Below are 13,018 nucleotides of genomic sequence, written 5' to 3'. Positions count from 1 at the left end.
CCTGCGCATGGATGTGCGCAGAAAGCTCGGGCGGTATGCCTGGTACTTGTGGAGGGCTGGCTATGTCTTGTGAATTAAGGGCTGATCTCATCAGATGGGGAACACGCAGAGCACCGCTGAATTGCTGGAAACTATATTGACCTGCTTTGCCCGGAAACCGTAATTCGACGAAAGAAGCCCCTCCTCCGTCGCATCAAAGCGGAAATCAGCGGTCCAAACCACGAGTTCATCATCCAGATAGCGGCCTTCCAAAATCAACCCGTCATCCGAAAAGCGATAGACCGAAAAGCTGCCATCCAAGTTGAGTTGGAACAAGTGCTCAAGAGCCTCGTCAACAAACACATCTGACATCAAGTCACCGCGACGGCTGTCCCTGATTTGCAAAACAAACTCCCGTTTCGACAAGTCATAGACCATCAAAGCACCGAGACCGGGGGCATAAGTCACCAAAAGTTTGCCCTTGAAGAGCTTCGTTTTGAAATCAATGTCGATAAGCCCCTGCCTGCGCGAGCCGAACATGCTGCGTGCCCCTTCGACAGCATAATCACCAAAGCTTTCACCCGGCATGCGCGCATCATAGATGATCAGTTGTGTGGCATGTGTCAAAGATCCACCCGTGGCGCCTCCGTCACATCTCGCACGGGTCACCCAAACAGGGTCGCCCTTGAGGTCAAAGCGATACGCGAGATTCAACTCATAGCTTGCACCGGGACGAGATGGATCGGGCCCTTCGGAACCAAAGTGATTGCAATAGCCGTCGTTGTTGTCAGGCGTCGGCACAACCCAGTTGGCGGGGATACTTCTTGTGGCAAGATCGCGTTCTATCAAGGAGACCGTTTGCAAGAACTTTGGGCCAGGAATAAGCGTTCCTTGGTAAGGCAATTCGAAATCGGTTTCGTTTAGGACGATCTCGGGCGATACCGCTTTCGCGAGCAAAACATCCCACCTTGCCAAAGCTGCTTCGAACCCCTTGTTCGGTGGCCCAGTCTGATCAATCGCTTTGCCCCGCAGAACTGTATTGGCCAGCGTTGCATTGGTCAGCTCAATAGGATTGCGCCCGAACTCTGGATTGGGCGTGCTGGCAACGCCGTTTGTGGCCATGGAGGCAATTGCTGCATCCTCGGGATCATCGCTTTTGCGAATGTTACCAAAAGCATAACCGTACATGAAATTTGGCCCCAGTGGCATATTCCATTCTTCGTCTTGAGAGACTGGGGCAACCATCCCCAACGACGCCGTTGCCTGAGGTAGAAAGCCCTTACCCAACAGGAATTTGCGGTCAGGGAAATATTCTATGGGATCCCGCTTACCCGTCAGGCGCCCATCAAGCAGGGACCATGTTTGACCCGCAACGCGAAAAAGATTGTTTTCGATATCCGCAGTCAATTCTGTATTGCCGCCATTCATGCAGCAAGACGGACCTGTCTCATAGGTTTCCAGAAAGACGCGCGGACGCATCGTGGAACCCGCACTGATTTGACCCCAAAATCCCATTTCGCTGACATAAAAACTATCTGCGTTCCAGAAAGCCAGCGCCGCCCCCGGAACCTCGCCCACGCGTTGGCCGTCAACTATGTCAATGATCTCAAATCTCTTTTGATCAGTGATAACAACGAATCTTTTGGTCGGAGATAACCGCAGGTTTTTTCCGCCTCGGGTAAGAATTTCGCTGCCATCGACCTGGTTTTGGATCTGGAAGATGTTGTCGTTGAACACCACACGTCGTGCGAACTCCGGTACATCCAAACGTTGATCGAATGGATGGGGGGCAGACAAATCCCGGATAACCACTTGGGGGTCTGCAGGTGCGACCGAAATCGTCCATTCTGACTGCATGATAGGCATTTCTTGCGAACAGGCTCTCAAATACCCCATCAATGTGAGGCGTACAGAATAGTCGCCTGCTTCGAGCGCGCGTAAACCCAGAGCCCCATTCAAAGCAGATGCCCCTTCGAACAGCGGGACAAAAGCACGCTGACGATCCGTGTCATGCGTTAGGCCAAATGGGCCCAATGCTCCCTTGTTGAGGGCGAAAAACCCGTCTCCTTCAAAGCGCGCGGGCCGGTCGATCGAAAGGATCAGCCATGCGGGAATACGCCGTTGCATTTGATCCGCTGTCCACTCAAGCGAGATTGCACTGTCAACCTTCGCCTCTCGTGCAGGAGGTTTGAGCGAGATCGATTGCGCCACGCGCGCCAACTCATTGGCTTCGTGCTGGCAATTGCCACCCAATGGCACACTGGCTTGACGCAATGCACTCACATAGTTCTGCCATGGCTCTCCTGCACGAGCACGAAGATTGCGGACGAAGGTTGGTGCGGGCCCCTGGATCAGTGGTTTACGCACTTTCAACGGGCGTTGGGAAAGCACAACTGTCGAAGCATCTCGGTCCGTTCGAATAGAACCAAGTCCTTCCTTCAGAAAGCACACCTGTTTTGGCTTGTTAAAGGTTATCGCCGTGCACTCTTGGCGATCAATGCATCTCTGGACGCAAGCAGAGGCTGTGATACCTCGAAGCGAAGGGTTGGTCAGACCGCCGTCCAGATCACGGCCCCAACTGTCGGTGTCGTAGAGATATTTAACGAATGTTTGCAGAGGGTTACGTCCTTCCGCCCGCTTTGCTAAGTCTTCAACATCTTGCGCTGACTTAAGAACGGCGTATTCGCGGGTCGCACAGGCAGAGATAGCACGTTCAATCCCGTCACGAGCGCCGACCAACGCAAAAGAAAAGTCTTGCTCCATTTTGAGAATAATTTTTTGACCTTGCATCATCTCGACTAAGAGACGGCTATGCTCGGTCCCACCCTGATCGAGGTTGTTGATCTGTCCTTCCACACCTTCAATACGTCGCGGAACGAAAAGAACGGGTGAACCTGTATCGACTCGCAATTCATACGCATTTGGCACCGAGGCAACTGGAAGATCGCGAAATACAACAAATTCCAGACCGCGAGACGGATCGCATCGAAAAACAATACAGGCTCCGTCGTCTTGGTTTTGTGTGCAGCTCGCTCCACCAACGCCGAGTTCAGCACGTATTGGTTTCCAGGGGTTGGCCAACACTGAAACCGTTCCACTCAAAAATGCGAGTAAAACCAATATGCCCAATCTAAAAGACTTTAGGGTCGTTCCAAGCGTCATGATCATAATTGTACGCACGCTCCTCGTCTCTGGGTAACAGTTTAACGAGATCAAACCCGGTTTCGCGAGAGAATTTTGAAGCTTCAAAAACAACTCTCATCTCACGAATTATAGGGGCTTCAGGCCTTCCCGCTAAAAGGTGAGACGTTTGGCGAGGCCAGACCCTCACGCTCAATCTCTTCTGTGTAAGACGCAATGCTCTCACCATTCTGTTCGCTCCAAGGCCGATTGCGCTCGGCATTGCTGGCTTCGAAAATTGCAACTTCTGCAACCCGCGACATACTGATCACTGACAGGGTCTTGGGCTTGATGAGCCGCTGATCTTCATCCGAGATCAACCTTTCCCGTTCAGTTCGCTGATCATGTGATCGGACCACACGCCGTTGACCGAAGCTAAAGTAGATCCGGACGGCGCAAGTGATGTCGGAACATTGATCATTTTGCGAAGTTCTTGCGGTGACAGGGGATTTGTACTAACCACACAGCTGCCTCGGGGGCTTTGCAAAAAGCTGAGATGCCAGTGTGGCGGACCCGTAGAACCTGAACCGGCTAAGACCGGCGGAGGGAAGGTTACTGGCCGACAAGCCTCTCATCCTTTCTCCGCCCGGCGCATTGATAGGATGAAGAATGTACAAACATGTTATCACTTTCGCAGGGCTGATGTGCGCGGGCGTTGCAGCCGCCGCTGACACACCCGTCCTCACCGTTTACGCCCCTGACTACTTCGGCTCTGAATGGGGTCCGGGCCCGTCGATTGAGGCGGCCTTTGAAGAACGTTGTGGCTGCGACCTGCAATATCAAACCGGCGACGTGCTGCCGCGTCTGCTGCTCGAAGGGGAACAGACCGAAGCGGATGTCGCAATCGGTTTCAACTCTGACCTGACCAAGCGCGCCCGCGATACCGGCCTGTTTGCGCCGCATGGTGTCGATCTGTCTCCCCTGACGCTGCCGCTGGAGTGGGCGGATGACACCTTTGTGCCGTTCAACTACAGCCACGTTGCCTTTATCTATGACAACACCAAGACCGAAGGGTTCAACAGCTTCGAGGCGCTGTTAAACGCCCCCGACGATCTGCGCGTTGTAATCCAGGATCCGCGCGCCTCGATCGCGGGCCTGTCGCTGGTGCTGTGGGTCAACGCCGTCTATGGCGACAAGGCGGAAGAGGCCTGGGCTCGGCTGGCCCCAAAAATCGTGACCGTGACCCAAGGCTGGTCCGAGGCTTACGGCATGTTCACCGATGGTGAGGCGGATGTTGTTCTGTCCTATACCACCTCTCCAGCCTATCACATCATTGCCGAAGACGATCTGACCAAATCGGCGGCGATCTTTGACGAAGGTCACTATTTCATGGTGGAATCGGCGGCCAAGCTTGCGGGCACGGACAACCCCGATCTGGCGGATCAGTTCCTAAACTTCATCCTGACCGAAGAATTCCAATCCATGATCCCTACCACCAATTGGTCGTTCCCCACGGCCTTGGCCGAGGATAAGTGGCCCGAAGGCTTCAGGCAGCTTCCCGTGCCGGAAAAGGTTTTGTTCTACACCGAAGACGAAGCCGCCGCGCTGCGTGAACCTGCGATCGAAGCATGGCGCAACGCGCTGTCTCAATAATCGCAGCTCTGGTCGTTGCGGGGGCGGTGATCGTCCCCGTTTCGGCTGTGCTATGGCGGGGCGGAGGGTTTACGGCGCTGTCTCCCGCTGATCTGGCCGCACTGCGGTTTACGATCTGGCAGGCGTTTTGGTCTGCCGCGATCAGTGTCGTACTAGCGATCCCGGTGGCCCGGGCCCTTGCCCGGCGCGCATTCTGGGGGCGCGGAGCGCTGATCTCGGTGATGGGCGCGCCCTTCATCCTGCCGGTGATTGTTGCAGTTCTGGGCCTTTTGGCGGTCTTTGGCGGCCGGGGGCTGCTCAATCTGCTGACGAGCCAGTTGGGCCTGCCAAAACTCGACATCTATGGTGCCCATGGCGTTATTCTGGCGCATGTGTTTTTCAACCTGCCACTGGCGGTGCGGTTGATCCTGCAAGGCTGGCTTGCGATCCCGTCCGAACGGTTTCAGGTCGCGGCCTCATTAGGCGCGCCGCTTTTCTGGCTGCTGGAATGGCCAATGTTGAAACGTATTGTCCCCGGCGCTTTTGCGGTGATTTTCGTGATCTGCCTGGGCTCGTTTGCTGTGGCGCTAACACTTGGGGGTGGGCCACGTGCCACCACAATAGAGCTGGCGATCTATCAGGCCTTCAAATTTGATTTTGACTTATCCAAGGCCGCGTCGCTTGCTGTTGTGCAACTGCTCCTCGGCGGCATCGCGGGCGGCATCGCCTTGTTTCTGGCGCGAGGTGACATGCTGGGAGCGGGGTTCGACCGCGTGGTACAACGCTGGGACGGGTCACGCCTTGCCGATGCGCTCTGGATCGGCCTGGCGGCGGCGTTTCTCTTGCTCCCCCTCGGCGCAGTTCTGGTTACCGGCCTTCCGGGGCTGTTGGAGCTGCCGCACAGCATCTGGCCCGCCACACTCCGCTCGATTGTCATCTCTGTCACAGCAGTGATCTTGACCCTTGGCCTCGCACTGCCGCTGGCCAGCCGCGCGGGAGAGGCTGCCTCTTTGCTGGGCATCGCCGTATCTGGCCTGGTTCTGGGAACAGGTCTGTTTCTGGTGCTGCAACCCTTTATCTCGCCGCCGAAGGTGGCGCTACCCGTCACGCTCTTGGTCAACGTGCTGATGGCCCTGCCCTTTGTCCTGCGCATTCTGCGCCCCGGGATTGAAAGCGCGCAGGCAGATTTCGGTCGTTTGGGGCAGTCCCTTGGCCTGCAGGGGTGGGCGTTGTGGCGGATCGTTTACCTGCCACGGCTGCGCAGACCCATGGGATTTGCCGCCGGGTTGACCGCCGCTCTGGCCATGGGCGATCTCGGGGTCATCACCCTGTTTTCCCGACCCGGAGAGGGCACGCTCCCGCTGGTGATGTATCAGCTGATGGGGGCCTATCGGTTGGATGCAGCCTATGGCGCGGCACTTTTGCTGGTTGGCCTTTCGCTTGGTCTGTTCTGGATCTTCGACAAAGGAGGCCGTGCAAATGCTCACGTTTGATAAGGCGCGATTTGCCCAAGGCGATTTTGCACTCACCGCTGATCTCACAATAACGCCAGAACAGGTCACCGCCATCATTGGCCCTTCAGGCGCTGGCAAATCGACACTGCTGCACGGGATCGCGGGTTTCGTGCCTCAGGTCACCGGGCGACTGCTGTGGCAAGGTGCGGACATCGGCACGTTGATCCCTGAAAAACGCCCAGTCTCGATGCTGTTTCAAGACAACAACCTGTTCCCACATCTGACGGTATTACAAAACGTCGCCCTGGCCCTGACCACCAAACTGCGCCCACCAAGCGCTGTGATTAATGAGGTCGAGGACATGCTGACCCAAGTCGGCCTCACAGGTATGAGTGCGCGCAAACCCGGCAAGCTCTCGGGTGGTCAGCAAAGCCGGGTGGCGCTAGCGCGCGCGCTGTTGCAAGACCGCCCGATCCTGTTGATGGACGAACCGTTCAGCGCGCTTGGTCCGGCGCTAAAACGGGAAATGCTAGACCTGTCGGTTTCACTCGCCGCCGGGCGCACGGTGGTCATGGTCACGCATGATCCCTCTGACGCAGCCCAAATCGCTGACGCCGTGGTGGGCGTCGTGAATGGCACAGCCTGGCCACCTATGGAAACGGCATCCTTCATGGCCGCGCCGCCGGAACCTCTGGTCACATACTTTGAAAGATCAGGATCCACTTAAAGTCTCAGAACCGGCACACCTCTTCCACTCCGGTTCAGCACGAACAGCGTCCTGATAGATGCCATGGCTAACGCGATACCGCTCAAAACACCGACCAATTCAACCTATGCGCCAATTGTTCGATCGCCTTAATGGCCAAAATCGAGTTTCCCTTGTCATCCAACCCCGGGCTCCAGGCCGCGATCGAGGCAACCCCGGGACAACGGCAACAATTCCCCCGCCGACGCCGCTTTTGCACGGCAGACCTATTCGAAATGCCACCTCACCTGACGCGTCGTAACAACCGCAGGTCATCATCAGGGCGTTGATGCGGCGAGCGCGTTCGGACGTAACCCCCGCGGATTTTGCCACCGGTCCGACTCCGCCTGTTGCAAGAAACCGTGTGGCGGTCGCAAGCTGAAGGCAGCTCATCTCGATGCTGCATTGCCGGAAGTAGCGTTCAGTGACGTCGACCACATCGGATTGAATGTTGCCTTCGGCCTGCATGAAATAAGCCAACGCCCGGTTTCGATCGCCTGTTTCGACCTCGGATCCAAAGACCTCTTCGTCGACAGATATGTCAGGCGCGTCTGCCAGCCGCCGACACAGATCCAGAACCGGGTGCGGTGCCGTCCTATCAGGTTGATGTGCCAGGATGACATCGGACACTACGATTGCGCCGGGGTTGATAAACGGATTACGCGGTTTGCCGCGCTCGAATTCAAGCTGAACAATCGAATTGAACGGATCACCCGACGGTTCACGCCCGACGCGCCGCCATAGCGCCGCACCAACATGTTCCAGCGCGACGACGAGGGCAAAAACCTTCGAGATGCTCTGAATTGAAAACGGCAGTTCAGCGTCACCCGCCATGATTGGAGGACCATCCAGAGGGGCAACGGCAATTCCGAACCGGTTGAGCGGTACGCGCGCCAGTTCGGGGATGTAGTTCGCTACCTCACCCCGATTGGCATCTCCGGTCATTTGCACCTGAATGTCGTCAAGAATGTGCTGGATCTCAGAAGGGTCAGGATGATTGGGCATCTTCGCTCCAGATTTTTTGGGAAACGCCTTCGGTTGAGCCTTCGAAGTCCTCATAAACAAAGACTGGTTCTTGTCCGGCTTTCCTTTGACCGAAATAGTCTTTGGTCAGCCGGTAGACCGTCCCAGACAAAAGTAGAATTGCCGTCAGGTTGATAACGGCCATCACGCCCATCGCAGCATCGGCAAAATTAAAGACAGTCGCAACTGTCTGCATCGCGCCCCAGACCACCATCCCCAGACAAGCCGCACGCAAAACAGTGATGCCTGCTTTGCCGTGCAGGCCAAGAAAGACCATCGCGTTCTCAGCATAGGAGTAATTGCCAAGAATGGAGGTGAACGCGAAGAAGATGATCGCAATCGCAATAAAATAAGTACCGACTGGTCCCATATGAACGTCCAACGCGTCTTGGGTCAGTTGCATCCCCGTGGCCTCACTGCCACTCATCACACCGGACAAAAGGATCAAAAGCGCGGTGGCCGTGCAGACAAGGATCGTGTCCACAAAACACCCGAAGGCCTGCACAAGCCCTTGGCTTGACGGATGGTGCGGCGACGGGGTTGCAACGGCCGCAATATTTGGGGCCGACCCCATACCGGCTTCGTTCGAGAACAGACCGCGTTTGATACCATTGAGCATCGCGGCCATCACACCGCCCGCAATCCCTCCTGTCGCCTCTTGCAGCCCTAGAGCGCTTGAAACGATCAGCCACAGCAGAGCAGGCACTTCGGTGATATTCAGGATCATTACGACGACCGCAATCAGAAGATACCCGCCCGCCATGAACGGAACCAGAATTTCAGCAACCCGCGCAATTGCTTTGATTCCACCAAAAATAACAACAGCAGCAGCAGCGGCGACCAGAACCCCGACCCAGAGTTTTTCGATGCCAAAGGCGCCATTCAGGGCCTCTGCGATCGAGTTGGACTGCACGGCGACAAAAATCAGCCCGAAACTTACAATCAGGCAGACGGAGAACAAAGCGCCTGCCCAGGGAGCATTCAATCCTTTGGAGATATAAAATGCTAGGCCCGCCCCGGTACTCGCCGGTTTTTGTCGTCACTTTATAAAGTTGCGCAAGTGTGCTTTCGGAATAAGCGGTCGCCATTCCAACCAGCGCGACCATCCACATCCAAAAGATGGCGCCCGGTCCACCCAGAGTCAGTGCTACGGCGACACCTGCAAGATTTCCGGTTCCCACACGCGACGCTAGGCTGACCGTCAGCGCCTGAAATGGTGTGATTCCGCGTTTGTCAGTGCTCGGTGCCGAGGTTATGACCCGCAGCATTTCGCCAAAATGTCGAAACTGCAGGGCCCCAAGCCGGATCGTGAAGTACACACCTGCACCCAGCAACCCGTATATCAGGACGTAATTCCAGAGAATGCCATTCAGGCCGTCGACAAAAAAGTCCATCTTTAGTCCTCATCCAAGCAAAATCTTCAATCTCTTGTTGGTCGTCTCCAAGATTGTCTCATTTCTTGGCCCGCTCTACAGTTGTGATCCAACGGGCAGGATCGCCAGAACCCCAGCCTTCAGATGGTCGAAAAAGCTTCCGGAGGGATTTCCAGGTGACCCGGTCGTTCTCGTCCAATTGGACAGCATAGGTGTTCACTTCCAATGCTCCATCAAGCACAAGAACCACGCGCGTCGTCAACTCCGGAGAGTCAACCAAAACACCCACTTCCGTGTTGATGTTGACGGATCGCGGATCCCAGTTGAGCAAACCTACAAACAGATAGTGATTGTCGATCGTGAAGGCTTTGGTGAGAAAACCGGCACGAGATAGACCCCGGTATTGTCTGACGTCAGCGCCTGTGGATCAAGTTAGCGGTATTTGATAACGGCTTTGTGCTTAGGAGCCAAAGTGCTCGAAGCTCAAGAAGATCAATGTGCGATGTTCCTGACCCTTGTCCTTTTTCGCCACACGATAGATGCCATTGTCCGTCAACAGTTCTCGCTGTTGGTAACTATCGGGGTGGTTCACGCCCTTCTGCTCGAAGGATGTTTCGCCTTTCCGGCAACTTGTCACATTGGCCCAGATCTGTTCAAAGAGTTGGTCGGCATCTGCACTTCTGAACGAACGGCCCCAAAAGCAGGACACACCAACCGAGTTTTGAAGACCGGTAAACCTCTCGCAGTGCGATCCCTCCGGAACCACGTCCGAGGTGACATAGCTTTCGATCTCTTCAAGTTGGGTGCAGTTCCCGGCGATCCCTTCTTGGTAAATGGCGACGAAACTGCTCGAAAGCACAACCAACGAAAGCACTCTCAGCGGTTTGCTTAACATAGTGTTTTGCCTCGACCGGTGCGGGATCGCGGCGACTATTCCGCCGCGTTTGGAACAGTCACCTTTGTGTATATTCCCTTTACCCGCTCTTTCGTGGGATCAAAGTGAGGGAAAGCCACGATCTTGGCCTTCAACCGTTTTTGCTGCCCATCCAATTGCCCGATCTCAATGTCCGTACCCAGAGCGGCATGGGTGGTTGCCACACGACCCAAGGCAATGACCTTGCCCAGAATGGGGGATTTCATCGCGCTGGTGATTTCACCCACCTGCGCTTTGCCTATGCGGACACAATCCCCGGCAGACGGGATGGTGCCGCCTTCGATTTCGAACCCGACAAGTTTGCGGTGGGGGTGGGCTTTGCGCTCTTCGATCGCCGTGCGCCCGATAAAATCGTCGGTCTTTGATTTCAACGGCACGGTAAAGCCGATACCGGCCTCAAACGGGTCGGTCTGGTCGTCAAATTCGGAGCCAGCAAAGATCAATCCGCCCTCGATCCGCAGCATGTCCAATGCGGCCAGTCCGAGCGGCGTTATGCCATAGTCTTGGCCAACCTCCCAGACACGGTCAAAGATTTCGACGGCGTCCTTTGGGTGGCAAAAGATCTCGTACCCCAGTTCACCGGAATACCCGGTGCGCGAGATAACGACGGACGTGCCCGCCACATCGCCGACACGCGCAATCGTTAGACGGAACCAGGGCAATTCGTCGATGGTTGGCTGTTGCGGAGGCGTCCAGAAGATTTTGGACAGGATTTCCCGACTGAACCTCCCCTGAACCGCGATATTGTGCAGCTGATCGGTCGAATTGCGCACCCAAGCGTTCAGATTGCGTTTCTGCGCCTGTTCCTGCAACCACAACCCGCTGGTGTCATTGCCGCCAATCCAGCGAAAGTTCGTCTCGCCTAAGCGATACACGGTGCCATCATCAATCATGCCGCCATGCTCGTAACACATCGCGGTATAGACGACCTGCCCCACGCTCAGCTTCTTCATGTTGCGGGTCACGCAGAGCTGCATCAGCTCTTCGGCGTCCGGCCCCACGACCTCGTACTTGCGCAGCGGACTCAGGTCCATCACCGCGACCTTGTCCCGGCAGGCCCAGTATTCGGCGATTGCGCCGTGGTTGGTCATCGTGTTGGGCAGCCAATAGCCGTTGTATTCAACGAAATCCCGGGTGTGACGTGCAAAGCAGTCGTGAAATGCTGTTTTCTTGGTTTCTTCCACATCCGCCTCCGCAGATTTTCTATAGCCGTAGGATCGTTGAAAATCCTCGGTCGCCTTGTAGGTTCGCACCTGAATGTCGGTGGGGTTCCAGCCGTTGGCCGGGTCAATGTCGCAAGGGCAGCCGGTGCTGACACACACCAGATCGGTCAAGGCGCGCAGCAGGACAAAATCGCCGGGCCGGGACCACGGGTCGTCCATACCGATGGCGTTGGTGTCATCGAGCATTGTGTTAAAAAAGAAGTTGATCGCCTGCCAACCACCGCGTGGCCTGATGCCGTACTGATCCAGATCTTTGTTGATATTGTCCGAGCAGTTCACATGACCGGGGTACCCAAGATCCTCGTAATACCGCGCGGTACAGGCCAATCCAAAGGTGTCATGACGCCCGCAGGTGTCCTGAATAATCTCGACCAATGGTTCCTGATCCACCGACCAGTATTTTGAAAATATGCCGGGCTGCGGATACAGGCTGCCCATCAGGCTTCGGGTGGTTGTGGGATCAATCTCGCGCTCGATCCCCTTGTCCAAGGCCCGGCGGCTGAACGCCTGAAAGTCCGAGCTTTCGCGCCCCTTGATGTCCACGATCTGGATGAATTCACCGGCCTTCACCTCGTAAGATCGGGCGTTGCCGGGCTGAATGTTGATGTCTTTTAACGGATCGGCAAGCGGATCAGGCGGCCCAACATCGGGCTTTGCCAACCCCGGCGCATAGCGTTGAATGTACAGGATGATGTCGGTCGGCGGGTTGTTGTTTTCCGGGCGCATTGCCTCGCCCGGTGCAGCGACGATCAGCAGGCCATCGTTCTCGGCAACAAAGCTGACCATGTCGCCGGGGCGAGACCCGTTAGAAAACGCTCGGATCGCGTCGCCCTGACCAATATCGAACCCCGCCACTTCCAACGCGCGCAGCACCTTTTTGCCGGACGGCGACCCATTCGCGAGCGTGGCAATCAGCCCATCTGGCCGCCCATGTCCCTGCGCACCCAACATGGCCGCATCAGAACTGCGGTCAGGGGCAAAAAACACCATCTCGGCCGACTGCATACCGTCACGATCCAGCAGGGTGACGGTATCGCCCTTGGAAACAGGAACCGCGCGTGAGCCTGCACCGGGCACCGGGTGACGCTCTGTCCCGTGGGGCAGGATCGGCAGGCCCGGAGCCAGAACGCCTCTGCGTTCAAACGGAACCTCAAAAACCGGTTTCACAGTCATAGTTCACTCTCGTCGATGGCTTTGATTGCACCGTGGTGGGTGACCACCAAAAGACAGCCCGTTTTGGTACGGGAAAAATGGCTGGATCCGGAAGCCAGGCTGACGAAATCACCGCTGCGATAGCTGAAACCGTCGTGGTCCGTCAGATCCCCTTCGAGGACAAAGAACTCTTCGGCGCCCGTATGGGTATGCGGGTTGGACCGGGTGCCCGGCGCCATCTTCATCAGATAGCTACCTTGCCCGGTGGCCTCGTCAAAGCTGATGTTTTTCCACCAGACTTGCCCGCCTGACTGACCCTCCATCCGGGTAAAGCCGGGGTCGTCAAAACGGGCGACAGTGCGTGCGTTTGCCAGCTGTGTCAT

At 56.2% G+C, this 13,018-nt stretch carries 8 protein-coding genes, 4 pseudogenes and 1 riboswitch; of the genes and pseudogenes, 3 read left to right on the top strand and 9 right to left on the bottom strand.

The features are described 5' to 3' along the window. Positions 1–90: 90 nt before the first annotated feature. From ACZ1HE_RS22095 to ACZ1HE_RS22085, 3 genes and pseudogenes are all read right to left on the bottom strand, one after another. Entirely contained in the window at positions 91–2,346 is a 2,256-nt protein-coding gene (locus tag ACZ1HE_RS22095; protein WP_472625076.1) for a hypothetical protein, read from the bottom strand. Positions 2,347–2,415: 69 nt separating this feature from the next. After that, positions 2,416–2,742, bottom strand: a pseudogene (locus ACZ1HE_RS22090) (PAN domain-containing protein); the annotation flags it as partial. A gap of 518 nt (positions 2,743–3,260) precedes the next feature. After that, the gene (locus tag ACZ1HE_RS22085; protein WP_472624671.1) at positions 3,261–3,422 is read right to left on the bottom strand and encodes a type II toxin-antitoxin system CcdA family antitoxin; all 162 of its coding nucleotides are present in this window, start codon (positions 3,420–3,422) and stop codon (positions 3,261–3,263) included. A 200-nt stretch (positions 3,423–3,622) separates the two neighbouring features. Next, positions 3,623–3,725, top strand: a riboswitch (TPP riboswitch). Positions 3,726–3,768: 43 nt separating this feature from the next. On the opposite strand from ACZ1HE_RS22085, the gene ACZ1HE_RS22080 reads away from it, so the two are divergent. Genes ACZ1HE_RS22080 through ACZ1HE_RS22070 form a run of 3 tightly spaced genes read left to right on the top strand, consistent with a single transcriptional unit; the run spans position 3,769 to position 6,912 of the window. Further along, on the top strand, positions 3,769–4,752 hold the full coding sequence (locus ACZ1HE_RS22080; RefSeq protein ID WP_472624669.1) for a thiamine ABC transporter substrate-binding protein: 984 nt from the start codon (positions 3,769–3,771) through the stop codon (positions 4,750–4,752). After that, the gene (locus tag ACZ1HE_RS22075) at positions 4,728–6,224 is read left to right on the top strand and encodes an ABC transporter permease family protein (RefSeq protein ID WP_472624667.1); all 1,497 of its coding nucleotides are present in this window, start codon (positions 4,728–4,730) and stop codon (positions 6,222–6,224) included. Before ACZ1HE_RS22080 ends, ACZ1HE_RS22075 begins: the two co-directional genes overlap by 25 nt. Then, positions 6,211–6,912: a thiamine ABC transporter ATP-binding protein gene (locus tag ACZ1HE_RS22070; protein WP_472624665.1), complete on the top strand. Its 702-nt coding sequence runs from the start codon at positions 6,211–6,213 to the stop codon at positions 6,910–6,912. Before ACZ1HE_RS22075 ends, ACZ1HE_RS22070 begins: the two co-directional genes overlap by 14 nt. 82 nt (positions 6,913–6,994) lie before the next feature. Here ACZ1HE_RS22070 and ACZ1HE_RS22065 read toward each other — a convergent pair. From ACZ1HE_RS22065 to ACZ1HE_RS22040, 6 genes and pseudogenes are all read right to left on the bottom strand, one after another. Next, a pseudogene (locus ACZ1HE_RS22065) lies at positions 6,995–7,875 on the bottom strand (glutaminase). A gap of 43 nt (positions 7,876–7,918) precedes the next feature. Continuing rightward, a pseudogene (locus tag ACZ1HE_RS22060) lies at positions 7,919–9,221 on the bottom strand (alanine/glycine:cation symporter family protein). A gap of 184 nt (positions 9,222–9,405) precedes the next feature. After that, positions 9,406–9,735 (bottom strand): annotated as a pseudogene (locus ACZ1HE_RS22055) (phospholipase D-like domain-containing protein); the annotation flags it as partial. 51 nt (positions 9,736–9,786) lie between these two features. Then, positions 9,787–10,221 carry a hypothetical protein gene (locus ACZ1HE_RS22050; protein WP_472624663.1) on the bottom strand — a complete coding sequence of 145 codons (435 nt, stop codon included), beginning with the start codon at positions 10,219–10,221 and terminating at the stop codon, positions 9,787–9,789. A 35-nt stretch (positions 10,222–10,256) separates the two neighbouring features. Then, positions 10,257–12,656 (bottom strand): DUF1989 domain-containing protein, encoded by a 2,400-nt coding sequence (locus ACZ1HE_RS22045; RefSeq protein ID WP_472624661.1) that lies wholly within the window; start codon positions 12,654–12,656, stop codon positions 10,257–10,259. After that, a complete protein-coding gene (locus ACZ1HE_RS22040) occupies positions 12,653–13,018 on the bottom strand; it encodes a cupin domain-containing protein (protein WP_472624659.1) in 366 nt (121 codons plus the stop codon). Before ACZ1HE_RS22040 ends, ACZ1HE_RS22045 begins: the two co-directional genes overlap by 4 nt.

Source organism: Falsiruegeria sp. JB4-1 (genome assembly GCF_055693495.1).
This window is presented reverse-complemented; position numbering and strand designations above follow the sequence as displayed.